The following is a 23791-nucleotide window of genomic DNA, read 5'->3' on the forward strand; positions in this document are numbered from 1 at the left end:
GCCGATCAGCCCCTTTCCTGACCGGTGTTTTCTCCACCCCGCCCTTGCCAGGCCCCCCATGCCCAACACGCCCCACGCCACCACGCACCTGTTGTACCTGCACGGATTTCGCTCCTCCCCCCAATCGGCCAAGGCGCGCCAGATGGCCGAAGCCGTGCAAACACGGTACCCCCATGTGCACTGGTGGTGCCCGCAGCTGCCCCCCTCGCCGCGCGCGGCGGTCGAGCTGCTGCGCCAGGGCCTGAGCCTTTGGCCGCATGAGTCGATGGCGGTGGTGGGCTCGTCCTTGGGCGGTTTTTATGCCTCCTGGGTGGCGCGTCAGACCGGGTGTCGCAGCGTGCTGATCAACCCGGCGGTGGACCCGGCGCGGGACTTGGCACGCTACATCGGCGAGCAAACTTTCTGGCACCAACCCGAAGCGCGCTTCTTCTTCGAGCCCCGCTACGTCGATGAACTGCGCGAACTGGCCCTGGAGGGCGAAGACACCCCGGGGCCGGAATTCGCCCTGATCGCCAAGGGCGACGAAGTCCTGGACTGGCGTGAAATGACCGCCCGCTACCCGCAAGCCCAACTCACCCTGCTCGAAGGTGGGGACCATGCAGTGAGCGATTTCCACCAGCACCTGGACGCTGTATTGGCCTTTTTGCAGCTGGTCTGAGGGCCTGGTCCATGCGACCTGCCAGGGCCGCCACCAGGGGCCGCGCCGGGTGGGCTCCGAGAATGGGACAATCAGGCCCATGTATGCACTGTTTGATGAAGCCGGCAAATTTCAGGCCGGACGCGTTCTGTCGGAAGCGGAGAGCTCCCTGCAGGTGGAACTGGAATCCGGCAAACGGGTCAAGGTCAAGGCCGCCAACCTGCTGCTGAAGTTTGACAAGCCCGCCCCGGCCGAGCTGATGGCCCAGGCGCAGGCCGCCGCCGACGGCATTGAGCTGGAACTGGCCTGGGAGTTCGCCCCCGAGGACGACTTCGGCTTTGCCGACCTGGCGCGCGACTACTTCAGCGAGCAAGCCACCCAAATCCAGCAGGTGGCCGCGCTGTTCCGACTGCACGACGCCCCCCACTATTTCCGCCGCGCCGGCAAGGGCCGCTACAAAAAGGCCCCGGCCGAAATCGTGCAGCAAGCCCTGCTGGCGATCGAGAAGAAGAAGCAGCAACTGCAGCAGATCGCCGACTGGGCGGCCGCCCTGGGCCAGGGCGAGTGCCCAGCCGCCATCCGCGAGCAGCTCTACAAGATCCTGTTCCGCCCCGACAAGAACGCGCCTGAGTACAAGGCCGTGGTCGAGGCCTCACGCGCCACCCAGACTGCGCCGCTCGAGCTGCTGCGCCAGTCTGGCGCCATCGACTCGGCCTACCAGTTCCACTGGAAGCGCTTCCTGTTTGACAATTTCCCCAAGGGCACGGGCTTCCCGCCGCTGCAAGCGCCCGACATCACCGACGAGCTGCCCTTGGCCGAGGTCCAGGCCTACTCGATCGACGATTCGCAAACCACCGAAATCGACGATGCCCTGTCCGTTCAAGGCCTGGGCACGGGCCGCGTGACCCTGGGCGTGCACATTGCCGCCCCCGGCCTGGCGCTGGGCACGGGCACGCCCATCGACCAGGTGGCGCGCCACCGCCTGTCCACGGTCTACATGCCGGGCTACAAGATCACCATGCTGCCCGACGAGGTGGTGCAGCGCTACACCCTGGCCGAAGGCCGCGCCTGCCCCGCAGTGTCGCTGTACGTCACCTTTGACGAGGCCAGCCTGGAGGTGCAAGCCAGCGAGACCCGCCTGGAGCGAGTGCCCATGGCCGCCAACCTGCGCCATGACCAGCTCGACACCGTGGTCACCGAAGCCTGGCTGGAAAGCGACCAGCCCGAGCCCACCACCCTGCCCGGCGGCATGGACCACCGCACCATGGCCTTTTTGTTCCGCCTGGCCAAGGTGCTCAAGGGCCGACGCGAAGAAGTGCGCGGGAAGCCCGAGACCTTCAACCGCCCGGACTACAACTTCCGCCTGGTCGGCAACGAGGGCGCCGAGCCCACCGGCCAGGAAACCGTGCAGATCAGCGTGCGCCAGCGCGGCGCCCCACTGGACCTGATCGTGGCCGAGGCCATGATCCTGGCCAACAGCACCTGGGGCCTGTGGCTGGCCGAATGCGGCGTGCCCGGCATCTACCGCAGCCAGGCCAGCCTGGCGCCCGGCGTCAAGGTGCGCATGGGCACCAAGGCCCAGCCGCACGCCGGCATCGGGGTCAAGGCCTATGCCTGGAGCACCTCGCCCCTGCGCCGCTACACCGACCTGGTCAACCAGTGGCAGATCATTGCCTGCGCCCGCCATGGCAAGACCGCGGCGCTGGCCGCGCCCTTCAAGCCCAAGGACGCTGAGCTGTTCTCCATCATCAGCGGCTTTGACGCCGCCTACAGCGCCTACAACGGCTACCAGGCCGGCATGGAGCGCTTCTGGACCCTCAAGTACGTGCAGCAAAACGGCCTGACCGAGCTGAACGCCACGGTGTTCAAGGAAGGCCCCAACGGCAGCGTGCTGGTGCGCGCCGACAGCCTGCCCCTGGTGCTGGCCGCCTCGGGCATGAGCGGCCTGCCACGCGGTGCGCGGGTGCGCGTCAAGCTCGGCGAGATCGACGAGATCGCCCTCGACCTCACCGGCACCATCGTCGAGCGCCTGGATGCCGAGCTGCCGCTGGCGTCCGCCGACGAGGACGACGGTGAAGACGAGGCCGTGGCCGGCCCGATCGCGATTGCCGTGGATGTGAACGAAGCAGAGCCCACGGGCGGCGAGAATCGCCCCGATAATCCGGCCCCGTGAGCCCCCTCGCCTCTCTTCGTCGCCTGAGCACGCTGCAGATCACGCTGGCGCTGTCGCTGGCCGTGCACGCAGCGCTGCTGACGGTGCGCTTTGTCGACCCCGGCGCCTTCAACCGGGTGTTCCAGGACACGCCGCTGGAGGTGATCCTGGTCAACGCCAAGTCCAATGCCCGACCTGACAAAGCCACCGCCATCGCCCAGGCCTCCCTGGCCGGTGGCGGCGAAGCCAGCCGCGGGCGCGCCACCTCCCCCTTGCCCAGCGCAGCGCTCAGCAGCGTCGGAGACACGCTCGAAGAGACCCAGCGCCAGCTCGCGGCGATGGAGCAGCAGCAGGCGCGCCTGCTGGCTGAAGTCCGCCGGCAGTTGGCGGCGCTGCCAGCGCCCCCCCCTGCGCGGGACAACACCCCGCAACCCGATACCGCCCAAGAAGAGAAGCGACGCCAACTCATCAAGCTGCTGGCGGAAATCGAGCGCCGCGTGAACGAGGAAAACGCGCGTCCCAAGAAGCGATACATCAGTCCCGCCACCCGCGAAGAGGTCTACGCCACCTACTACGACCAACTGCGCCACAAGGTCGAAGACAAAGGCACGGAAAACTTCCCCGAACAAAACGGCAAGAAGCTGTATGGCGAACTCACCATGACCCTGACCATCGACGCCCAAGGCAAGCTGCTGGGCACGGAGATCGTGCAAAGCTCGGGCAATCGAACGCTGGACCGGCGTGCCGAGGCCATCGCCCGGTCGGCCCAGCCCTTTGGTGCCTTCAGCGCCGCGATGCGCCGGCAGGCCGATCAGATCGTGGTGGTGTCCCGCTTTCGCTTCACCCGCGACGAAACCCTGGAAGCCAAGGTCCAATAACTTTCACCTCCCGGCCTGCTGGCGCAGGCCCGCATTGCCATGAGCCAAGACACCTACTGCGTATTGGGCAACCCGGTTGAACACAGCCGCTCGCCCTGGATCCATGCCCGCTTTGCCGAGCTGACCGGCCAGGACCTGAGCTACGGCCGCCAGCGCATCGAACTGGGCCAATTTGCCCAGGACATCGCCGCCCTGCAAGCGGCGCAGTGCCGGGGTTGCAACGTCACGGTGCCCTTCAAGTTTGAAGCGGCTGAACTGGCCCAGCACCTGAGCCCACGCGCCCAACTGGCCGGGGCGGCCAACGTGCTGAGCCTGCGGGCCGACGGCATCCACGCGGACAACACCGACGGCATCGGCCTGGTCAAGGACATCGAACACAACGCAAACCGCCCCTTGGCGGGTCAGGACGTGCTCCTGATCGGTGCCGGTGGCGCGGCCGCCGGGGTGCTGGGCCCCTTGCTGGACGCCCGCCCGGCCCGGCTGGTGGTGGTCAACCGCACGCATGCCAAGGCGCTGGACCTGGTGGCCCGCCACCAAACCCTGGCCGATCGCAACGGCTGCCAGCTCGAGGCCCCGCCCATCGACCAGATCAAAGGGGACTTTGCGGTGGTCATCAACGCCACGGCCAGCAGCTTGAGCGGCGCCGAGGTCCCCGTGCCCGCCAGCGTGCTGCGCCCGGGCAGCCTGGCACTGGACATGATGTACGGCCCGGCTGCCCAAGGCTTTTTGAGCTGGGCGGCCGCCCATGGCTCGCAAGGCCGCGATGGCCTGGGCATGCTGGTCGAACAGGCGGCCGAGGCGTTTGAGATCTGGCGTGGCGTGCGTCCCCCCTCGGCCCAGGTGCTGGCCGAGTTGCGCGCCCTGCTCTGAGCCGAGTGAGCGCTCAAGCGACCGCGCCGACCATGAAAGCCCTGCTGCGCTGGATGCTGCTGCTCGTGCTGGCCCTGCTGGGCCTGCAGCTGTTTTTTGTCGCCCGCATCGCCGCCTTGACGGTGCTGGACCCAGCCTCTACCAGCTTTCAGCGCTCGGAGGCCGTGCGGGTGCAGCGCGAAACCGGCCACCTGCGCTGGCGCCAGCAATGGGTGCCCTACCAAAACATCGCCGACACGCTCAAGCGCGCCGTGATTGCCTCGGAGGACGACGGCTTCACCCAGCACGACGGTGTGGAGTGGGACGCCATTCAGAAGGCCTGGCAAAAAAACGCCAAGGCCGAGGCCCGGGCCCAACCGGCCGCCAGCACGGGCCGCAACGCTCCGCGCCCACCGAAGATCGTGGGTGGCTCCACCATCACCCAGCAGTTGGCCAAGAACCTGTTGCTGTCGGGTGAACGCACCTTGCTGCGCAAGGGGCAGGAGTTCGTGCTCACCGCCTTGTTGGAGGCTTTTTTGAGCAAGCAGCGCATCCTGGAGATCTACCTCAACAGCGTGGAATGGGGCGAAGGGGTGTTCGGCGCCGAGGCAGCGGCTCAACACTACTTCCGCAAGTCGGCCGCGCGCCTGAGCGCCAGCGAGGCGGCTCGCCTGGCGGTCATGTTGCCGCGCCCCAAGTACTTCGAGAAGCTGCCCAACTCACCCTACCTGGCAGCGCGGGCAGCCACCATCCAGGCGCGCATGGGCTCGGCCGTCTTGCCCTGACGCCGACACCAGCCCGGCGCCCCGGGTGCGGCGTCACAACACCGTTTCGTTCTGGGGGTTGGGCTCGCCGCGCAGCTGGCGTGCCCGCCGGTCCATGCGCCGTCGCAGGCCTTCCAGGCGCAGCACGGCCAGGCGGCCCAGGTAGCGCACGGTATTGAGCGAAGCGCTGATCCAGGCGCCGCGCCTGAACTCCAGCACCACGTCATGCCGCCACATGCGGTGGCTCACCAGCGTCAAAAAGGCCAGAGGCAACCGGCTGCGCCGGTGCTGGGCGACGCGCCGGTATTCATCCAGGAACAAGCTGGCGGGGTACTGGCGGCGGTCGATGAAGCTGGAGGGGTAGGCATCCAGCATTTGCAGCGGACGGCCGAGAGGATCGAATTGCACGCTGCTGAGGTCCAGCGCCCGGTGCTCATCAAGGCGAACGGCCCAATGGTCCGAGTAGTCGTCTGTGTCCTTGACGCGCCACCGCAGCAACTCCACCTCAATGCCTCGGCGCCGAGCCTCCAGGGCCAAGGCCAGCGAACTTGAAAAACAACGCCCTTTGGCGTGTCTGAGCTGCGCGATGCGGTAGCGCCGCGCCAGGGTCAGCAAGACCCTCACCCTGGGGCTCACGCTGAGCCGCCCGCCATCCTCAAACGGCGAAGGACGAGACATGAGGCTGGGGCCGGCGGTGGGACATTAACTTATTGTAAGTGAGGCTTTTGCCCGGGCTGGAGCCAGCCAGGGAGCGGAGGTCAAGGCGGCCGACCGCAGGCCAGGTGCGAAGGCGCCTAAACTCGACCCCTCATGAGAATTCTAGGCATTGACCCCGGTTTGCAAACCACTGGCTTTGGCGTCATCGACGTTCAGGGCGCCACCCTGAGCTATGTGGCCAGCGGCACCATCAAGACCACCCATTTGCCGCTGGGTGACCTGCCAGGGCGGCTGAAGGTGTTGTACGACGGCATCCGCGAAGTCAGCGAGCGCTACCAGCCCGAGGTGGCCACGGTGGAAATCATCTTCGTCAACGTCAACCCCCAATCCACCCTGCTGCTGGGGCAGGCCCGTGGGGCCTGCATCACCGCGCTGGTGTCGCGGGACCTGCCGGTGTCCGAATACACCGCTTTGCAGATGAAAAAGGCGGTGGTCGGTCATGGTCGGGCCGCCAAAAGCCAGGTCCAGGAGATGGTGCGCCGCCTGCTGCGCCTGCCTGGTCTGCCCGGCACCGACGCGGCCGACGCCCTGGGCATGGCCATCACCCACGCCCACGCCGGCCAGGCCATGGCCCGGCTGTCGGAAGCCGGGGGACAGTTGCAGCGCCGCAGCCACGCCATGTACCGGGACGGCCGCAGCTACTGAGTCGGGCCCTGGCCCGACAGGGGCCAGCGAAGCGAGGAAGGGAGGCCAAACAAATCCCTGCGCGCACCCCGTTTGGGGTACCCTCAACCCTTGCCTCGGGGAGGCTTTCTTTTTCGCCTCCTGTCAAAGTACCGTCACACCGCGCATGTTCAATACCGATGGTGGAGCAAACCCGCTCCCACCCACAGAATCCCTTTTGTCCCCGGACAGCCCCACCGACTCAGGACCGCCTCCCCGCACCTGCGACATGACCTTGTACAAGCCCGGCAAATCGGCCCGCTGGAAAGGCATGACCATGACCATCAGCCATGTGTTGCTCCGCAAGGGCCGCATGCTGGTGTACCTGGAGGGGCACCCTGAGGCCTTGGAGCCTGAAGCGTTGGACCTCCCGCCCACAAGGCTGGTGCTGCAGCGCAGCTGATCCCGGGGGGAAGAGGGCAAGGAACTGCCCGTGACCTCTTTTTCGACCGCTGCCCCGTTCACCGATGCTCCCCTTGGCGCCGCCCCCCTTCTGAGCCAAGCGCCGCGCCATTCGCTGCGCCAGCGCCTACTTGCCACTTTTGGGATGGTGTTGGTGCTCAGCCTCATCGGTGCCGGCTTTGGGGTCTGGTCGCTCTACCAGGTGGACGAAGCCACACGCCAGGTCATCGAAGACAAGCTCCCGTCCGAGCGCCTGGTGGCCGACGCTTACCGGCTGCAATCGCTCAATGCCGAGCGCTACAAGGCGATGGCGCTGAGCTCCGAGCCCGAAGTGGGCGAGATCTTGGCGCAGGACATCCAGAGCACCCAGGTCCAGTACGAAGCCCTGATGGCGCAGCTCAACGAGCGCCTGCCCGCCGCTGCCGATCAACAACTGCTGCAGCGCATCGCCACAGCCGGCGCCGATTTCCAGAAGGCCCGCACCGAACTGGTCGCGGCGCGTGACTCCGGCCTCACCGAACGCATCCGCAAGGTCTTCAGCCAGCGCTTTCAACCCAGTGCCGCGAACTTGCTGGGGGCGCTGAAAGACCTGGGTCAGGCCCAGCGCCAAGCCATTGACGAGGCCGGCGCCACGGTGGGCGGCCTGAGCGCCTCCGCCCGCCAAGCCCTGCTGGGCTTCAGCGCGGCGGCCTTGCTGCTGGGCGGTGTGCTGTCGATGTGGCAGGTGCGCCGGATTGCTCAGCCCATCCGCGTGGCCAGCCACACGGCCGAACGGGTGGCCGCCCTGGACCTGCGCGACGACATCGAAGGCCACAGCCGCGATGAGGCCGGGCAGTTGCTGCTGGCCCTGGGCTCGATGCAAGGTTCGCTGCGGCGGCTGGTGGCCTTGATCCGGCAATCGGCCCACAACATCGGCCATGCTTCCAGCGAGATTGCCCATGGCAACAGTGACCTGTCCCTGCGCACCGAACAAGCGGCCTCCAGCCTGCAACAAACCGCCGCCGCCCTGGAGGGCATGAGCCAGACCCTGCAGCAGTCCACCGCCGCCGCTGGCCAGGCCGAACGCATGGCCACCGAAGCGGCCGAGGTGGCACAGCAAGGGGGAGCGCTGGTCGATCAGATGGTGCACACCATGACCGAAATCCACCAGGCCTCGGGCCGGGTCGAGGACATCGTGGGGGTGATCGACAGCATTGCCTTCCAAACCAACATCCTGGCCTTGAACGCAGCCGTCGAAGCGGCCCGCGCCGGCGAGTCCGGGCGCGGCTTTGCCGTGGTCGCGGCCGAGGTGCGCCAACTGGCAGGCCGCTCGGCCAGTGCGGCCAAGGAGATCAAGGGCTTGATCGGCAACTCCGTGCAGCGCATCGAAGCGGGGGCCACCCTGGCCAACCAGACTGGCAGCACCATGAACCGGGTCGTGGGTGCCGTGCAAGGCGTGGCTCAAGCGCTGGGGGCCATCGCCCAGGCCACAGCCGACCAGAGCCGGGACATCGCCCAGATCAACACCGCCGTGGCGCGCCTGGACGAGATGACCCAGCAGAACTCCGCCCTGGTGGAGCAGTCGGCCGCCGCCTCCGATGGCCTGAACCAACAAGCGCGCGAACTCAGCGGCATGATCAGCCAGTTCGTCTTGCCCGAGGGCGCCAGCCAAGGCGGCCCGGCCCTGACCTGGGACGGCCAGCCCCAGCGGGCCTGATCAAGCGGCCCGCCGGGCGCTGTCCCCCACGGTAACGGCACCGGCCGCGTGCCACTCAGGCCACAGGCTTGATCGGCACGTACAGGTCGCCGCCGCCCTGCTTGAACTCGGCCGACTTTTCGGCCATGCCCTGGGCGGCGAACTCGCGCACCTCCTGGGTGATCTTCATGGAGCAGAACTTGGGCCCGCACATGGAGCAAAAGTGCGCCACCTTGGCCGAGTCCTTGGGCAAGGTCTCGTCATGGAAGTTGCGCGCCGTGTCCGGGTCCAGGCTGAGGTTGAACTGGTCCATCCAGCGGAAGTCGAAGCGCGCCTGCGACAGCGCGTCGTCGCGGGCCCGAGCGCCTGGGTGGCCCTTGGCCACGTCGGCGGCGTGGGCCGCGATCTTGTAGGCGATGATGCCCTGCTTGACGTCCTCGCGGTCGGGCAGGCCCAGGTGCTCCTTGGGCGTGACGTAGCACAGCATGGCCGTGCCCATCCAGCCGATCATGGCCGCACCGATGGCGCTGGCGATGTGGTCATAGCCCGGCGCGATGTCGATGGTCAGGGGGCCCAGGGTGTAGAACGGCGCCTCGTGGCAGTGCTTGAGCTGCTCGGTCATGTTGGCCTGGATCATGTGCAGGGGCACATGGCCGGGGCCTTCGATCATGGTCTGCACATCGTGCTTCCAGGCCAGCTGGGTCAGCTCGCCCAGGGTGTGCAACTCAGCGAACTGGGCCTCGTCGTTGGCGTCCGAGGCCGAGCCCGGGCGCAGGCCGTCGCCGAGCGAGAAGCTCACGTCGTAGGCCTTCATGATGTCGCAGATGTCCTCGAAGTGCTCATACAGGAAGCTCTCACGGTGGTGGGCAATGCACCACTTGGCCATGATCGAGCCCCCGCGCGAGACGATGCCGGTGCGGCGGTTGGCGGTCAGGTGGATGTGGGCCAGGCGCAGCCCGGCGTGGATGGTGAAGTAGTCCACGCCCTGCTCGGCCTGCTCGATCAAGGTGTCGCGGAAGATCTCCCAAGTCAGGTCCTCGGCCACGCCGCCCACCTTCTCCAGGGCCTGGTAGATCGGCACCGTGCCAATCGGCACCGGGCTGTTGCGCACGATCCAGTCGCGCGTGGTGTGGATGTTGCGGCCGGTGGACAGGTCCATCACGTTGTCAGCGCCCCAGCGGATCGCCCAGACCAGCTTCTCGACCTCTTCCTCGATGCTGGAGGTGACGGCCGAGTTGCCGATGTTGGCGTTGATCTTGACCAGGAAGTTGCGCCCGATGGCCATGGGCTCGACCTCGGGGTGGTTGATGTTGGCCGGGATGATGGCGCGCCCGCGCGCCACCTCGTCGCGCACAAACTCGGGCGTGATCAGGCGCGGGATGGCCGCGCCCATGGGGTTACCGGCCAGGCGCTTCTCACGCGCCTCATCGGCCAGGTACTGGGCCATCCACTCGCGGCGGCCGTTTTCACGGATGGCCACGTACTCCATCTCGGGCGTGATGATGCCCTGGCGCGCGTAGTGCATCTGGCTCACGTTGCGCCCCGCCTTGGCCCGGATCGGGCGGCGCTGCAACGCCGCCGCCTCGGCCCGCAAGGCCTGCAGGCGGGCATCATCGGCGTCGCCTTTTTGCCCGTCGTCCAGGGCCACGCGGGCGCGGCCTTCGTAGTGCTCGGTGTCGCCCCGGCGGGCGATCCAGTCACCCCGCACGCTGGGCAGGCCACGGCGCACATCGATGGCGGCGCTGGGTTCGGTGTAAGGGCCGGAGGTGTCGTACACCGTGACCTGCTCGCCATTGCTGAGGTCGATCTGGCGCATGGGCACGCGCAGGTCCGGGAACAGGGCGCCGGATTCGTAAACCTTGCTGGAGGCGGGGAAAGGTTCGCGGGTGAGCGAAAGCAGTTGTGCGAATTTCTCGCGGGCGAGGGTGTCGGGTGCGTTCATGGTGTGGGTCCTTTGCGGCGCTGTTGAACCAGCCCCGGAGTGAACCCTGTGCGCGCGCGCCCACCTGAACGGCGGGGCTGGCACAACCAGACGCTCCGCGAGGGAGTGCTGGCCTGATGTTCGGCTCTTCTTACGCCGGTATTAACCGGATCAAGTTCGTCGGGTTCGGGCAGCTGCCGTGGTTGTGACCACCGCAGCCCCGTCTCAGCACATGGTGCACCCCGGAGCAGCCCGCAGTATAAGCGCAGGCCCGGGGCTTGCGCTGCCAGCCCCTTACCAGGCGCGGGCGGGCTGAGCGAAGCCGCTGGGGGCCTGACGCTCGTCATCAAAAGTGACGATGTCCCAGGCGTCCGGCTGGGCCAGCAACTCGCGCAGCAGGCGGTTGTTCATGGCGTGGCCCGAGCGGAAGGCGGTGTACTCGGCCAGCAAAGGCTTGCCGATCAGGTACAGGTCGCCCATGGCGTCGAGGATCTTGTGCTTCACAAATTCGTCGTCGTAGCGCAGACCGTCGCTGTTGAGCACCTTGTAGTCGTCCATGACGATGGCATTGTCCAGCCCACCGCCCAAGGCCAGGCCGTTGGCGCGCATCATCTCGACGTCGCGCGTGAAGCCGAAGGTGCGTGCTCGCGCGATGTCGCGGCTGTAGTTGCCCGCGCCCAGGTCAAATTCAACGCGCTGGCCCGTGGAGTCCACAGCCGGGTGGTCAAAGTCGATCTCGAAGTTCAGCTTGTAGCCATGGTAGGGCGTGAGCCGGGCCCACTTGGCCTGGGCGCCCTCGCCTTCGCGCACCTCGACGGGACGCTTGACACGGATGAAGCGGCGCGGCGCCTTTTGCAGCTCCACCCCCGCGCTTTGCAGCAAGAACACGAACGAAGCCGAAGAGCCATCCAGAATGGGCACCTCTTCAGCGGTGATGTCGATGTACAGGTTGTCGATGCCCAGGCCGGCGCAGGCCGACATCAAATGCTCGACCGTGTGCACCTTGGCGCCCCCCGCCGAGATCGTCGAGGCCAGGCGGGTGTCCGTCACGGCCTGGGCGGTGATGGGGATGTCGACGGGTTCGGGCAGGTCCACCCGGCGGAACACGATGCCGGTGTCCGGCTGGGCCGGTCTCAGGGTGAGTTCCACCCGCTGCCCGCTGTGCAGGCCAACGCCCACGGCACGGGTCAGGGTTTTCAGGGTTCTTTGCTGCAGCATCCGAGCATTTTAGGGATTTGGCGCCGCCTCGGCAGGCCGGCCCCATCCTGACCCAGATCAAGACAAGCCTTTTTAAGGGTAGGCCCTGCCTGCCAGGTGGGGCGTTGACCCGCAAAATTGGGTGGCACGCCACCGCACCCAGGACGACGTGCGTCGATCCGCACCCGTCCAAAAGCCCAGGAGAATGGAATGAACCGCCTCAGTTTCAAAGCAAAAATCATGCTGCTCATCGGCACGGCCCTGGCAGCGCTCCTGCTGCTGGCGGTCATCACCCTGGCCCAGCAGCGCAGCCAAATCATTGAAGCCCGCAAGGAGCTGCTGACCACCGCCGTGCAAGGGGCGTACAGCATCGTCAACGCCTACCAGGCCAAGGCCGCCAGCGGCGCCATGAGCACCGAGGACGCCCAAAAAGCCGCCCGTGAGGCCTTGCGCGTGTCGCGCTACGGCGGCCCGGAGGGCAAGACCGAGTACTTCTACATCTGGACCTTGGATGCGACCGGCGTGATGCACCCGATCAAGCCCGAGTGGGAAGGCCAGAACATGCAGGGCAAGATCAAGGACGGGGCCGGCACCGACATCATCAAGCTCCTGGCCGATGGCGTGCGCGCCAGCCCCCAGGGCCGCGCTTTTGTGCCCACCATGTTCGCCCGCCCCGGCCAGCAAACCTTGGTGCCCAAGCTGCTGTATGCGATCCGGGTCGATGGCTGGAATTGGATGGTGGGCTCTGGCGTCTACACCGATGACCTGGACCAACAGGTGCGCGACGCCATGCTGAGCCAGTTTGGCTTCGTGCTGCTGGTGGTCTTGGTGGTGGGCGGCATTGGCGTGCTGGTGGCGCGCTCGGTGCTGCAACAGATTGGCGGCGATCCGCTGGTGGCCATCGAGGCCATGTCGGCCGTGGCCGAAGGGAATCTGGATGTGCACATCGCGCCAGCCCCGGCCGGCTCCATGCTCGACGGCCTGGCCCACATGGTGAGCTCGTTGCGCCGCCTGGTCAGCGAGGTGCGCTCCGCCACCGACAGCATCGCCACCGCGTCCAGTGAAATCGCACAGGGCAACACCGACCTGTCGCAACGCACCGAGCAAACCGCCAGCAACCTGCAATCCACCTCCAGCAGCATGGAGGAATTGACCAGCACCGTGCGCCAAACCTCCGACTCCGCCCAGACCGCCAACCAGATGGCCCAATCGGCCGCTGAGGTGGCGCAACGCGGCGGCAGCGTGGTGTCCGAAGTGGTGAGCACCATGGAAGACATCAATGCCAGCAGCAAAAAGATTGCCGACATCATTGGCGTCATTGACGGCATTGCTTTCCAAACCAACATCCTGGCCCTGAACGCCGCCGTCGAAGCTGCCCGGGCCGGCGAGCAAGGCCGCGGCTTTGCCGTGGTGGCCGGCGAGGTGCGCAGCCTGGCCGGGCGCAGCGCCGAGGCGGCCAAGGAGATCAAGTCGCTGATCGGCGCCTCGGTCGAAAAGGTCGAATCGGGCACCCGCCTGGTGGGCCATGCGGGCAGCACCATGGACGAGATCGTGGCCAGCGTGCAGCGCGTGACGGACATCATTGGCGAGATCCGCGCCGCCACCTCCGAGCAAAGCCAGGGCATCGCCCAGGTCAATGGCTCGATCAACCAGCTGGACCAGATGACGCAGCAGAACTCGGCCTTGGTCGAGCAGTCGGCCGCCGCCGCCGACAGCCTGCGTGAACAAGCCCTGCGCCTGACCGAGGTGGTGGACCTGTTCCGCGTCAACGGCAGCAGCGCCCCGGCGCGCCTCAGCCCGGCGCCGCAGCGGGCGCCAGCGCCCAAGCCCCAGCCAGCCCGGCCAGCAGCACCTCGGGTCAGCACCCCGGCCCCCAGCAGCGCCCTGCCTGCACAGGCCAGCAAGGCCCCCGCCGTGGGCCACAACGGCAGCGGCAGCAGCGCCAAAGCGGCCGCCGAACCCCGGCCTGCGGCCAGCAACGCCAGCAGCACCACGTCCGAGGGCGATTGGGAATCCTTCTGAGCCACCGCGTCAGCGGCTGAGTCAGCCCTCGGGCTGCCCCCCGCGCCAGCCTCTGCCCCCCATGAAAAAACCCCGCCCTCCGAAAGGAGCGCGGGGTTTTTCACAGGCGTATCAGGTCGGGGCCCAGCCCCGAGGTCAGGTGACCAAGATCAGTCGGCTTGCTTGCGCAGGAAGGCCGGGATTTCCAGGTCGTCCATGCCGCCCGACACCAGCGCGTCCACCTTGGCCGCAGCTTGGGTGCGGTTGGTGCGCCAGACGCTGGGCACGCTCATGCCGCCGTAGTCGGCGCCCGAGCTGACCGAGCCCAGGCCCACCGCGTTGCCCACCGAGCCGCCAGCCGACGCCACGGGCAGGTTGAAGCCCACGTTGTCGGTGCCGGTGCGCAGCACTTGCAGCGGAGGCGCTTGACGGCGAGCGTTTTGACGGCTCAGGCCGGTGGCAACCACGGTCACGCGGATGTTCTCACCCAGGGTGTCGTCGTAGGCGGCGCCGTAGATGACATGCGCGTCAGGCGAAGCGTAGGCGTTGATGGTGCTCATCGCCAGCTTGGATTCGGACAGCTTCAGGCTGCCCTTGGCGGCGGTGACCAACACCAGCACGCCCTTGGCGCCCGACAGGTCGATGCCTTCGAGCAGCGGGCAGGCCACGGCTTGCTCGGCGGCGATGCGGGCGCGGTCCGGGCCGCTGGCCACGGCGGTGCCCATCATGGCCTTGCCAGGCTCGCCCATGACGGTGCGGACGTCTTCAAAGTCGACGTTCACATGGCCGTATTCGTTGATGATTTCGGCAATGCCGCCCACAGCGTTCTTGAGCACGTCGTTGGCGTGGGCAAAGGCTTCGTCTTGCGTGATGTCGTCGCCCAGCACGTCGAGCAGCTTTTCGTTCAGGACCACGATCAGCGAGTCGACATTGGCTTCGAGTTCGGCCAGGCCGTCATCTGCGTTGGTCATGCGGCGCTTGCCTTCCCAGTCGAAAGGCTTGGTCACCACGCCCACGGTCAGGATGCCCATTTCTTTGGCCACACGGGCGATCACCGGCGCAGCGCCCGTGCCGGTGCCGCCGCCCATGCCGGCGGTGATGAACAGCATGTGGGCACCCGTGATGGCAGCACGGATGTCATCAAGGGCCGCTTCGGCGGCGTCACGGCCCTTGTCGGGCTTGCTGCCTGCGCCCAGACCGCTCAGACCCAGTTGAATCGTGCGATGGGCAGCGCTGCGGCTCAGGGCCTGCGCGTCGGTGTTGGCGCAGACGAATTCGACGCCTTGCACATGGCGTTGGATCATGTGTTCGACCGCGTTGCCGCCGCCACCACCCACCCCAATCACCTTGATCTGCGTGCCCATGTTGAACTCTTCAACTTCGATCATTTCGATGGTCATCTTGTTGCTCCTGAATCTGCCTGATATGCAATTGCCAAAAATTTTTACTGTTGGAATATTGTGACTTGCCAGAGGGCCTTCACGGCGGTCCGATACAGTGTTCCGCTCGCCTTTTTTTCAAGGGCGGACTGCCCCGGGCGAGCCAGCGTTTTCGCTGGGGCGGGCCGAGCGCCAGCACCCCGCTCCAGCGGGTGATGCCAGCCCCGAGGCCCGGTTGGAAAAACATGGTCAGAAGTTCCCCACGATGAAGTCCTTGAAGCGGCCAAAGGCCGTCTTCATGGAGCCACTTTTCTGGGCCACTTTGAAGCCTCGGATGCGGGCCTGGCGGGCCTCTTCCATCAAGCCCATGACGGTGGCGGCGCGCGGCTGGGCCACCATGTCGGACAGGGCGCTGGAATACTTGGGCAGACCCCGGCGCACGGGCTTCAGGAAGATGTCCTCGGCCAGCTCCACCATGCCGGGCATGACCGAGCTGCCGCCGGTGAGCACGATGCCCGAGGACAGCACTTCCTCGTAGCCGGATTCGCGGATCACCTGCTGCACCAGGGAGAAGATTTCTTCGACGCGCGGCTCGATCACACCCGCCAAAGCCTGGCGGCTCAGCATGCGCGGGCCCCGGTCGCCCAGACCCGGCACTTCGACCTGGGTCTCGGCATCGGCCAGCAGTTGCTTGGCGTAGCCCGACTCGACCTTGATGTCCTCGGCGTCCTTGGTCGGCGTGCGCAAGGCCATGGCGATGTCGCTGGTGATCAAGTCACCGGCGATCGGGATCACCGCCGTGTGGCGGATGGCGCCGTTGGTGAAGATGGCCACGTCGGTCGTGCCCGCGCCAATGTCGACCACGGCCACGCCGAGCTCACGCTCGTCATCGGTCAGCACGGCTTGGCTGGAGGCCAGCGGGTTGAGCATCAGCTGCTCCACATCGAGGCCGCAGCGGCGCACGCACTTGATGATGTTCTCGGCCGCGCTCTGCGCCCCGGTCACGATGTGCACCTTGGCTTCCAGGCGCAGGCCGCTCATGCCGATGGGCTCTTTGACGTCCTGGCCGTCAATGACGAACTCCTGCGGCTCCACCAGCAACAGGCGCTGGTCGGTCGAGATGTTGATGGCCTTGGCCGTCTCCACCACGCGGGCCACGTCGGCCGAGGTGACTTCCTTGTCCTTGACCGCCACCATGCCGCTGGAGTTGAGGCCGCGGATGTGGCTGCCGGTGATGCCGGTGTAGACGCGGGTGATCTTGCAGTCGGCCATCAGCTCGGCCTCTTTGAGGGCTTGCTGGATGCTTTGCACGGTGGCGTCGATGTTGACCACCACGCCGCGCTTGAGGCCGTTGCTGGGGGCCACGCCCAAGCCAGCGAGCTTGAGCTCACCGCCGGGCAGGACTTCGGCCACCACCGCCATGACCTTGGCCGTGCCAATGTCCAGCCCCACCACCAGATCCTTGTATTCCTTTGCCATATGTGTACCTGTGATTCTGTGTATTGGGTTGGGTCTATTTTTTGGGAACGTCGGCCGTCACCGTGGTCACGCCACGCAAGCGCAGGGCATAGCCTTCGGTGTGGCGCAAATCAGCGCTTTCAAGCGCATTGGTGCGGCGGCCATAACGCGAAGTCACTTGGGTCAGCGTGGCCACAAAACGGCGCGTGCGGGTCAGCACCTGGTCCACCGTGCCGTTGCCCAGTTCGATCTCGGCGCCCGAGTCCAGCGTGGCGCGCCAGCCACCGCGCTGCGTGAGTTCAAGCTCGGCCAGGTCCAGATCGACCTGTTTGAGGATGGGGCGCAAGCGGCCGTACATGTCCAGCACCTCGACCGATTGACGTTCGGGGCCGTTCAGGCGGGGCAGGTCGTCGGCATCCACATCGCCGACATTGGCCTCGAACACCTCACCAAAACTGTTCAACATGCCGGAGCCGCTCTCCGGGCCCCACAAGGCCACGGGCACATGCTCTTCCAGCTGCACCTGCAACTGGTTGGGAAACTGGCGTCGCACCGAAGCCTGACGCACCCACGGCACGCCTTCAAACACCGCGCGTGCCTGCTGCAGGTCCACGGTGAAGAAGTTGCCGACCAGCTTGTGCGCCACATTGGCGCGCAAGGTGACCGCGTTGTTGTGCGCCAACTCGCCCTGCACCGTGATGCCGCCAATCGAAAAAGCGGGGTGCCGCAGCACCCACCAGCCGCCCGCCGCCAGCACCAGCGTGGTCAGGCCCATGAACAGGACCGAGGCGGTCAGGTTCATCAGCTTGACGTCCAGCGGCACGGCCAGCGAGTCGTTCATGCGCATCAGCCTTGCACCGCCGCAGGGGCGGAATCGAGGGCGGCACTGGCCAGCACCTGCAGGCACAGGTCCTCGTAGCTGAGGCCGGTGGCCCGGGCCGACATGGGCACCAGGGAGTGACCGGTCATGCCGGGCGAGGTGTTCATTTCCAGCAGGAAGGGCTTGCGGTCGCTGGCGCGGATCATCAGGTCGGCGCGGCCCCAGCCCCGGCAGCCCAGCGACAGGTAGGCTGCCAGCACGATGCGCTGGATCTCGGCTTCTTCCTCGGGCGGCAGGCCGCTCGGGCACTGGTACTTCACGTCGTCGGTGAAGTACTTGTTCTGGTAGTCGTAGGCGCCGTCAGGTGCGGCGATGCGGATCACCGGCAGGGCGCGCGCGTTGAGTCCCGTGCCCAGCACCGGGCAGGTGACTTCCTCGCCCACGATGAACTCTTCGCACAGCACATCGGGGTCGTAGCGGGCCGACAGGCTGACGGCCTCCTGCATTTCCGAATAGCCATTGACCTTGGTGACGCCAATCGACGAGCCCTCGCGCGGCGGCTTGACGATCAAGGGCAGCCCCAGGGTGTCGGGCACGGTGCGCACCACCTCGCGGCCCTGGCGGTCGGGGCTCAGGCACACATAGCGCGGCGTGGGCAGGCCATCGGCCAACCACAGGCGCTTGGTCATGACCTTGTCCATGGCCACGCTGGAGGCCATCACCCCCGAACCGGTGTAGGGAATGCCGAGCAGTTCGAGGGCACCCTGCACCGTGCCGTCTTCGCCATGGCGACCGTGCAAAGCGATGAAGCAGCGCGCAAAACCGGCCTGGCGCAGCTCGCTGAGGTCACGCCCAGCGGGGTCAAACGGGTGGGCATCCACGCCCTTGGACAGCAAGGCCTGCAACACGCCCTGGCCCGACATCAGCGAGACCTCGCGCTCAGCCGAGCTGCCGCCCATCAACACCGCCACCTTGCCCAGCTCAGAAACCTGGATCGCCATCAGATTTGCACTCCCTTCAACGACTGTGCTGCCGACTGCAGCAACTCCACCACCTTGGCGGGCACGGCTCCGATGGAGCCTGCGCCCATGCACATCACCACATCGCCGTCACGCGCATTGCTGACGATGGCCTCAGGCAAGGCCTCGATCTGGTCAACAAACACCGGCTCCACGCGGCCCGCCACGCGCAGGGCACGCGACAGGGCGCGACCGTCGGCAGCCACGATGGGCGCTTCGCCGGCGGCATAGACCTCGGCCAGCAGCACGGCGTCCGCCTGGCCGATGACCTTGACGAAATCTTCAAAGCAGTCCCGCGTGCGGGTGTAGCGGTGCGGCTGGAAGGCCAGCACCAAGCGGCGGCCTGGGAAGGCGCCGCGCGCCGCAGCCAGCGTGGCGGCCATTTCCACCGGGTGGTGGCCATAGTCGTCAATGACGGTGAACTGGCCGCCGTCGCGCGCAGGCAGGTCGCCATAGCGTTGGAAGCGCCGGCCCACGCCCTTGAACTGGGCCAGGCCACGCTGCACGGCCTCGTCCGCAATGCCCAGCTCCACCGCCACCGCGATCGCCGACAAGGCGTTGAGCACGTTGTGTTCGCCCGCCAGGTTCAGCACCACGGGCAGGTCGGGCAGGGTCACACCATTGCGGCGTTGCACGGTGAAGTGCATCTGGCCGGCCACGGCGCGCACGTCCACCGCACGCACCTGGGCTTCGGGGCCAAAGCCGTAGCTGGTGATGGGGCAGTTGACCTGGGGCAGGATCTCGCGGATCGCCGGATCGTCGGTGCACAGGATGGCCGTGCCGTAGAAGGGCATGCGGTGCAGAAAGTCCACGAAGGCCGCCTTCAGGCGGTTGAAGTCGTGGCCATAGGTTTCCATGTGGTCAGCGTCGATGTTGGTGACCACCGCCATGACCGGCAACAGGTTGAGGAAGGAGGCGTCCGACTCGTCGGCCTCGACCACGATGTAGTCGCCACTGCCCAGCTTGGCATTGGCACCCGCGCTGTTGAGGCGCCCACCAATGACGAAGGTGGGGTCCAGACCGGCTTCGGCCAGCACGCTGGTGACCAGGCTGGTGGTGGTGGTCTTGCCGTGGGTGCCGGCAATGGCGATGCCGCGCTTCAGGCGCATCAACTCGGCCAGCATCAGGGCACGTGGCACCACGGGGATGCGGCGCTCGCGCGCCACCAGCACCTCGGGGTTGTCGGCCTTCACGGCGGTGGAGGTGACCACGCAATCCGCAGCCTCGACATTGGCCGCGTTGTGGCCGACCGAGGTCTTGATGCCCAGGTCTTGCAGGCGGCGCAGGGTGGCGCTGTCGGACAGGTCGGAGCCCGAGATCGTGTAGCCCAGGTTGAACAGCACCTCGGCGATGCCGCTCATGCCAGCGCCGCCGACGCCGACGAAATGGATGTGGCGAATGGCGTGCTTCATCGGGCCAGCTCCTCGCAGGCGTTCACCACCTCGGTGGTGGCTTCAGTTTTTTGCATCTTCTTGGCTTGCAATGCCCGCGCCAACAGATCGGCACGGGGGGTGGTCAGGATCAGCTCGGCCAGCGGGCCGGGCTTGAGTTCGGTTTGCGGCATCAGCCAGCCCCCTTGTTCGTCCACCAGGAAGCGGGCGTTGGTGGTCTGGTGGTCGTCCACCGCAAAGGGGAATGGCACATACACCGCGGCGGCGCCGACGGCGGCGATCTCGGTCACGGTGCTGGCACCGGCGCGGCAAATGATCAGGTCGGCCTCGGCAAAAGCCGTGGCGGTGTCGTCGATGAAGGGGGTCAGATCGGCTTCGACGCCCGCGGCGCGGTAGGCCTCGCGCAGCGCGTCGATCTGCTTGGCGCCGCTTTGGTGACGCACCAAGGGGCGCTGCTCAGGCGGGATCATGGCCAGCGCTTGCGGCACGGTGTCATTGAGCGCCTTGGCGCCCAGGCTGCCCCCCACCACCAGCACGCGCAGCGGGCCCTGGCGACCGGCAAAGCGCTCAGCAGGACCTGGCTGCGAGGTGAAGCCCGCGCGCAGCGGGTTGCCCACCCAGCGGCCCTTGGCGAACACGCCCGGGAAGGCGGTGAACACGCGGTCAGCCACGCCAGCCAGCACCTTGTTGGCCATGCCGGCGACCGAATTCTGCTCGTGCAGCACCAGGGGCTTGCCCCAAAGCACCGCCATCATGCCGGCCGGAAAGGTGATGTAGCCCCCCAGGCCCACCACCACGTCAGGTTGCACGCGGCGCACCACCTGCAGGCTTTGCCAGAAGGCCTTGAGCAGGCGCATCGGCAGCAGCGCCAGGGTCAGCAGGCCCTTGCCGCGCACGCCGGAGAAATCAACCGTCTCGAAAGTGAAGCCGCGCGGCGGCACGATCTGGCTTTCCATGCTGTTGGGGCCACCCAGCCAGTGCACGCGCCAGCCGCGCTCGCGCAGCGCCTCGGCCACCGCCAGGCCCGGGAAGATGTGGCCGCCGGTGCCGCCGGCCATGATCAGTGCGGTTTTTTGACGGCTCATACCCGGCCTCCGCGCATCAGCACTTTGTTTTCGTAATCGATGCGCAGCACCACGGCGATGGTCACCAAGTTCATCAGCACGGCCGAGCCGCCGTAGCTCATCAAAGGCAGGGTCAGGCCCTTGGTGGGCAGCGCGCCCAGGTTCACGCCCATGTTGATGAACGCCTGAAAGCCCATCCAGATGCCCACGCCCTGCGCCACCAGACCGGGGAAGACCCGGTCCAGCGCAATCGCCTGGCGGCCGATGTGCATCATGCGGCGGGTCATCCACAGGAACAGGCCGATGACCAGCAGCACGCCGATCAGGCCGAACTCTTCGCCGATCACCGCCAGCAAGAAGTCGGTGTGGGCCTCGGGCAGCCAGTGCAGCTTCTCGACGCTGCCGCCCAGGCCGACGCCAAAAATCTCACCGCGCCCGATGGCGATCAGCGAGTGCGACAGTTGGTAGCCCTTGCCCAGCGCGTTGTGCTCGCTCCAGGGGTCGAGGTAGGCAAAGATGCGCTCACGCCGCCAGGGCGAGGCGGCGATCATCATGCTGAAGGCACCCACCAGCACGGCGGCGATCAAGAAGAACATGCGGGCGTTCACACCGCCCAAGAACAAGATGCCCATGGCGATCACCGCGATCACCATGAAAGCGCCCATGTCGGGTTCGGCCAGCAACAAGGCGCCCACCAAGCCCACCGCCACGCCCATGGGCAACACGGCGCGGAAGAAGCGCTCTTTGACTTCCATCTTGCGCACCATGTAGTCGGCGGCATAGAGCAGCACGGCGAACTTGGCCAATTCGGAGGGTTGAAAGCTCAGCGGGCCCAGGGCGATCCAGCGCCGCGCGCCGTACACCACCTTGCCCACATGGGGGATCAGCACCGCGATCAGCAGCACCAGCGAGCCCACAAACAGCCAGGGCGCACATTTTTCCCAGACCTTCATCGGCACCTGGAAGGCCAGCAGCGCCGCGACAAAACCCATCACCAGCCACAGCGCGTGGCGGCTCAGGAAGTAGGTGTGGGTGTAGTTGGCAAAGCGCGGGTTGTCGGGCATGGCCACCGAGGCGGAATAGACCATCACCAAGCCCCAGGCCAGCAGGGCCACGGTGACCCAGACCAGGGCCTGGTCCACGCCCAACATGCTGGCACGCGCCGGCGCACCGCGCCCCTCGTCAGCCGACCAGGTGCGGATGGGCAAGACCTCGACCGCGGCCTTGGAGACGCCGCTGAACCAGCCCGAAAGCCGTCCCGAAAAAGGTCCTGCCGCCTGGCTCATGCCAAGCCCCCTTCCAGCGAGGTGCCGGCTTCATCCGCCAGGGTCTGCACCGCCGCGCAAAAGACGCGGGCGCGGTGCTCGTAGTTGTCAAACATGTCCAGGCTGGCGCAGGCGGGCGACATCAGCACGGCGTCGCCGCCGCGCGCCAGTGTCGCTGCCTGTTGCACGGCCTCGGGCAGGGTGGCGACGGTGTGCAGGGGCACGCCGGTGCCGGCCAGGGCCTGGGCAATCAGGGGGGCATCGCGGCCGATCAGCAGCACGGCGCGCACATAGCGCGACACGGGGTCGGCCAGCGGAGAAAAGTCCTGGCCCTTGCCGTCACCGCCCAGGATGACGACGATGCGGCGCTCGGCCCCCAGGCCTTGCAAGGCCGCCACCGTGGCCCCCACGTTGGTGCCCTTGCTGTCGTCGAAGTATTCGATGTCCTGGATCAGCGCCACCGGTTCCACCCGGTGCGGCTCGCCCGCGTATTCACGCAGGCCATAAAGCATCGGACCGATGGCGCAGCCGGCCGCCTGGGCCAGCGCCAGGGCGGCCAGGGCGTTGGTGGCGTTGTGGCGGCCCCGGATGCGCAGCGCGTCAGCGGGGATCAGGCGTTGGATGTGCAGTTCTTCGTCTTCGTCCTTGCGGCGCTTGCGGGTCTCATCGGCCTCCAGGGCGCGCACCAGCCAGGCCATGCCGTTGACCACTTCGATGCCGTAGTCGCTGGGCCGAGCCGGCAAGCCAGCGCCAAAGGTGATGTGCTCGCGCACCACCGGCTTTTGCAGCTTGGCGCGTTGCGGTGCGGGCAGCATGGCCATCACGCTGGCGTCGTCTCGGTTGAGCACGAGCAAGGTCTGGTGGCCAAAGATGCGGGCCTTGGCCTCGGCATAGGCGGCCAGGCTGCCGTGCCAGTCCAGGTGGTCCTGGGTGACGTTGAGCACGGTCGCGGCGGTGGGCTCAAAGCCCGTGATGCCGTCGAGCTGGAAGCTGGACAGCTCCAGCACCCAGACCTCGGGCAGGCTGCTGGCGTCCAGGTGCTGCTGCAAGGTGTCGAGCAGGGTCGGGCCAATGTTGCCAGCCACCGCCACGGTCTTGCCGGCACGCTCCACGAGCTGGCCCGTCAGCGAGGTCACGGTGGTCTTGCCATTGGTGCCCGTGATGGCCAGCACCGCCGGCTGGTAGGCCTGCGCCTCGCGCAGCTCGCTCAAGGCGTGGTTGAACAGGCTCAGCTCGCCGCCCACCCACAGGCCCATGGCGCGGGCCGCATCGAAAACAGGCGCCACGGTCGCGGGCGACAGACCCGGCGAGCGGAACACCGCGCGCACGTCCGTGCCGTCGACCAGGCTGGCACTGAAGGGGCCACCGACAAAGCCGACCTCAGGCCATTCGGCCTGCAGTGTGGCCAGTTGGGGCGGCTGGGCGCGGCTGTCGGCCACGGTGACGCGCGCGCCCTGGCGGGCGCACCAACGCGCCATGGCCAGGCCGGACGCGCCCAGGCCAAGGATCAGGATGTGCTGGTCTTGCAGGCGGCTCACG

20 protein-coding genes and 1 riboswitch are annotated in these 23791 nt (G+C 67.0%); of the genes, 9 read left to right on the top strand and 11 right to left on the bottom strand.

Annotation, left to right across the window (positions count from 1 at the left end; translation table 11 throughout):
* The first annotated feature begins 58 nt into the window (after positions 1–58).
* The 5 genes from PSQ39_RS00255 (at position 59) to mtgA (ending at position 5301) form a co-directional block, all read left to right on the top strand.
* Complete coding sequence (locus tag PSQ39_RS00255; RefSeq protein ID WP_273924590.1) at positions 59–658, top strand: YqiA/YcfP family alpha/beta fold hydrolase; 600 nt, start codon at positions 59–61, stop codon at positions 656–658.
* A 79-nt stretch (positions 659–737) separates the two neighbouring features.
* Positions 738–2810, top strand: coding sequence for a ribonuclease catalytic domain-containing protein (locus PSQ39_RS00260; RefSeq protein ID WP_273924591.1), 2073 nt, complete (start codon positions 738–740; stop codon positions 2808–2810).
* Entirely contained in the window at positions 2807–3667 is an 861-nt protein-coding gene (locus PSQ39_RS00265) for an energy transducer TonB (protein ID WP_273924592.1), read from the top strand. The genes PSQ39_RS00260 and PSQ39_RS00265 overlap by 4 nt, the downstream gene beginning before the upstream one ends.
* Positions 3668–3706: 39 nt before the next feature.
* Positions 3707–4537: a shikimate dehydrogenase gene (gene aroE, locus PSQ39_RS00270; protein ID WP_273924593.1), complete on the top strand. Its 831-nt coding sequence runs from the start codon at positions 3707–3709 to the stop codon at positions 4535–4537.
* Positions 4538–4569: 32 nt separating this feature from the next.
* Positions 4570–5301: a monofunctional biosynthetic peptidoglycan transglycosylase gene (gene mtgA / locus PSQ39_RS00275; RefSeq protein ID WP_273924594.1), complete on the top strand. Its 732-nt coding sequence runs from the start codon at positions 4570–4572 to the stop codon at positions 5299–5301.
* 33 nt (positions 5302–5334) lie between these two features.
* On the opposite strand, the gene PSQ39_RS00280 is transcribed toward mtgA, so the two are convergent.
* The gene (locus tag PSQ39_RS00280) at positions 5335–5958 is read right to left on the bottom strand and encodes a hypothetical protein (protein ID WP_273924595.1); all 624 of its coding nucleotides are present in this window, start codon (positions 5956–5958) and stop codon (positions 5335–5337) included.
* Between the two features lie 132 nt (positions 5959–6090).
* On the opposite strand from PSQ39_RS00280, the gene ruvC reads away from it, so the two are divergent.
* From ruvC to PSQ39_RS00295, 3 genes are all read left to right on the top strand, one after another.
* Positions 6091–6642, top strand: coding sequence for a crossover junction endodeoxyribonuclease RuvC (gene ruvC, locus PSQ39_RS00285; protein WP_273924596.1), 552 nt, complete (start codon positions 6091–6093; stop codon positions 6640–6642).
* A 247-nt stretch (positions 6643–6889) separates the two neighbouring features.
* Positions 6890–7063, top strand: a complete 174-nt coding sequence (locus tag PSQ39_RS00290) for a hypothetical protein (protein WP_273924597.1) — start codon at positions 6890–6892, stop codon at positions 7061–7063.
* Between the two features lie 30 nt (positions 7064–7093).
* Complete coding sequence (locus PSQ39_RS00295; protein WP_273924598.1) at positions 7094–8758, top strand: methyl-accepting chemotaxis protein; 1665 nt, start codon at positions 7094–7096, stop codon at positions 8756–8758.
* Between the two features lie 55 nt (positions 8759–8813).
* On the opposite strand, the gene thiC is transcribed toward PSQ39_RS00295, so the two are convergent.
* Both thiC and lpxC read right to left on the bottom strand, forming a co-directional pair.
* Entirely contained in the window at positions 8814–10679 is a 1866-nt protein-coding gene (thiC, locus tag PSQ39_RS00300) for a phosphomethylpyrimidine synthase ThiC (protein ID WP_273924599.1), read from the bottom strand.
* Positions 10680–10789: 110 nt separating this feature from the next.
* A riboswitch (TPP riboswitch) is annotated at positions 10790–10913 on the bottom strand.
* Between the two features lie 39 nt (positions 10914–10952).
* Positions 10953–11876 carry a UDP-3-O-acyl-N-acetylglucosamine deacetylase gene (lpxC, locus tag PSQ39_RS00305; RefSeq protein WP_273924600.1) on the bottom strand — a complete coding sequence of 308 codons (924 nt, stop codon included), beginning with the start codon at positions 11874–11876 and terminating at the stop codon, positions 10953–10955.
* A 189-nt stretch (positions 11877–12065) separates the two neighbouring features.
* Between lpxC and PSQ39_RS00310 the strand changes: the two genes are divergently transcribed.
* On the top strand, positions 12066–13877 hold the full coding sequence (locus PSQ39_RS00310) for a methyl-accepting chemotaxis protein (RefSeq protein WP_273924601.1): 1812 nt from the start codon (positions 12066–12068) through the stop codon (positions 13875–13877).
* Positions 13878–14026: 149 nt separating this feature from the next.
* On the opposite strand, the gene ftsZ is transcribed toward PSQ39_RS00310, so the two are convergent.
* The 8 genes from ftsZ to murD all read right to left on the bottom strand — a co-directional run bounded on the left by ftsZ (position 14027) and on the right by murD (position 23790).
* Positions 14027–15256, bottom strand: coding sequence for a cell division protein FtsZ (gene ftsZ, locus PSQ39_RS00315; RefSeq protein ID WP_273924602.1), 1230 nt, complete (start codon positions 15254–15256; stop codon positions 14027–14029).
* Between the two features lie 228 nt (positions 15257–15484).
* Entirely contained in the window at positions 15485–16714 is a 1230-nt protein-coding gene (gene ftsA / locus PSQ39_RS00320; protein ID WP_273924603.1) for a cell division protein FtsA, read from the bottom strand.
* 34 nt (positions 16715–16748) lie between these two features.
* Positions 16749–17534, bottom strand: coding sequence for a cell division protein FtsQ/DivIB (locus PSQ39_RS00325; protein WP_273924604.1), 786 nt, complete (start codon positions 17532–17534; stop codon positions 16749–16751).
* 5 nt (positions 17535–17539) lie between these two features.
* Complete coding sequence (locus tag PSQ39_RS00330; protein ID WP_273924605.1) at positions 17540–18514, bottom strand: D-alanine--D-alanine ligase; 975 nt, start codon at positions 18512–18514, stop codon at positions 17540–17542.
* A complete protein-coding gene (murC, locus tag PSQ39_RS00335) occupies positions 18514–19944 on the bottom strand; it encodes a UDP-N-acetylmuramate--L-alanine ligase (protein ID WP_273924606.1) in 1431 nt (476 codons plus the stop codon). Before murC ends, PSQ39_RS00330 begins: the two co-directional genes overlap by 1 nt.
* Positions 19941–21008, bottom strand: coding sequence for an undecaprenyldiphospho-muramoylpentapeptide beta-N-acetylglucosaminyltransferase (gene murG / locus PSQ39_RS00340; RefSeq protein WP_273924607.1), 1068 nt, complete (start codon positions 21006–21008; stop codon positions 19941–19943). Before murG ends, murC begins: the two co-directional genes overlap by 4 nt.
* On the bottom strand, positions 21005–22273 hold the full coding sequence (ftsW, locus tag PSQ39_RS00345) for a putative lipid II flippase FtsW (protein WP_273924608.1): 1269 nt from the start codon (positions 22271–22273) through the stop codon (positions 21005–21007). Before ftsW ends, murG begins: the two co-directional genes overlap by 4 nt.
* The gene (gene murD / locus PSQ39_RS00350; protein WP_273924609.1) at positions 22270–23790 is read right to left on the bottom strand and encodes a UDP-N-acetylmuramoyl-L-alanine--D-glutamate ligase; all 1521 of its coding nucleotides are present in this window, start codon (positions 23788–23790) and stop codon (positions 22270–22272) included. Before murD ends, ftsW begins: the two co-directional genes overlap by 4 nt.
* Position 23791: the final 1 nt, after the last annotated feature.

Origin of the sequence: Curvibacter microcysteis (assembly GCF_028649455.1) — a bacterium.
Lineage (GTDB): Bacteria > Pseudomonadota > Gammaproteobacteria > Burkholderiales > Burkholderiaceae_C > Curvibacter > Curvibacter microcysteis.

Coding starts and splice junctions, on each gene's coding strand:
- PSQ39_RS00255 (WP_273924590.1), top strand. CDS start 59: ATGCCCAACACGCCCCACGCCACCACGCACCTGTTGTACCTGCACGGA.
- PSQ39_RS00260 (WP_273924591.1), top strand. CDS start 738: ATGTATGCACTGTTTGATGAAGCCGGCAAATTTCAGGCCGGACGCGTT.
- aroE (WP_273924593.1), top strand. CDS start 3,707: ATGAGCCAAGACACCTACTGCGTATTGGGCAACCCGGTTGAACACAGC.
- mtgA (WP_273924594.1), top strand. CDS start 4,570: ATGAAAGCCCTGCTGCGCTGGATGCTGCTGCTCGTGCTGGCCCTGCTG.
- PSQ39_RS00280 (WP_273924595.1), bottom strand. CDS start 5,958: ATGTCTCGTCCTTCGCCGTTTGAGGATGGCGGGCGGCTCAGCGTGAGC.
- ruvC (WP_273924596.1), top strand. CDS start 6,091: ATGAGAATTCTAGGCATTGACCCCGGTTTGCAAACCACTGGCTTTGGC.
- PSQ39_RS00290 (WP_273924597.1), top strand. CDS start 6,890: ATGACCTTGTACAAGCCCGGCAAATCGGCCCGCTGGAAAGGCATGACC.
- thiC (WP_273924599.1), bottom strand. CDS start 10,679: ATGAACGCACCCGACACCCTCGCCCGCGAGAAATTCGCACAACTGCTT.
- lpxC (WP_273924600.1), bottom strand. CDS start 11,876: ATGCTGCAGCAAAGAACCCTGAAAACCCTGACCCGTGCCGTGGGCGTT.
- PSQ39_RS00310 (WP_273924601.1), top strand. CDS start 12,066: ATGAACCGCCTCAGTTTCAAAGCAAAAATCATGCTGCTCATCGGCACG.
- ftsZ (WP_273924602.1), bottom strand. CDS start 15,256: ATGACCATCGAAATGATCGAAGTTGAAGAGTTCAACATGGGCACGCAG.
- ftsA (WP_273924603.1), bottom strand. CDS start 16,714: ATGGCAAAGGAATACAAGGATCTGGTGGTGGGGCTGGACATTGGCACG.
- PSQ39_RS00325 (WP_273924604.1), bottom strand. CDS start 17,534: ATGAACGACTCGCTGGCCGTGCCGCTGGACGTCAAGCTGATGAACCTG.
- PSQ39_RS00330 (WP_273924605.1), bottom strand. CDS start 18,514: ATGGCGATCCAGGTTTCTGAGCTGGGCAAGGTGGCGGTGTTGATGGGC.
- murC (WP_273924606.1), bottom strand. CDS start 19,944: ATGAAGCACGCCATTCGCCACATCCATTTCGTCGGCGTCGGCGGCGCT.
- murG (WP_273924607.1), bottom strand. CDS start 21,008: ATGAGCCGTCAAAAAACCGCACTGATCATGGCCGGCGGCACCGGCGGC.
- ftsW (WP_273924608.1), bottom strand. CDS start 22,273: ATGAGCCAGGCGGCAGGACCTTTTTCGGGACGGCTTTCGGGCTGGTTC.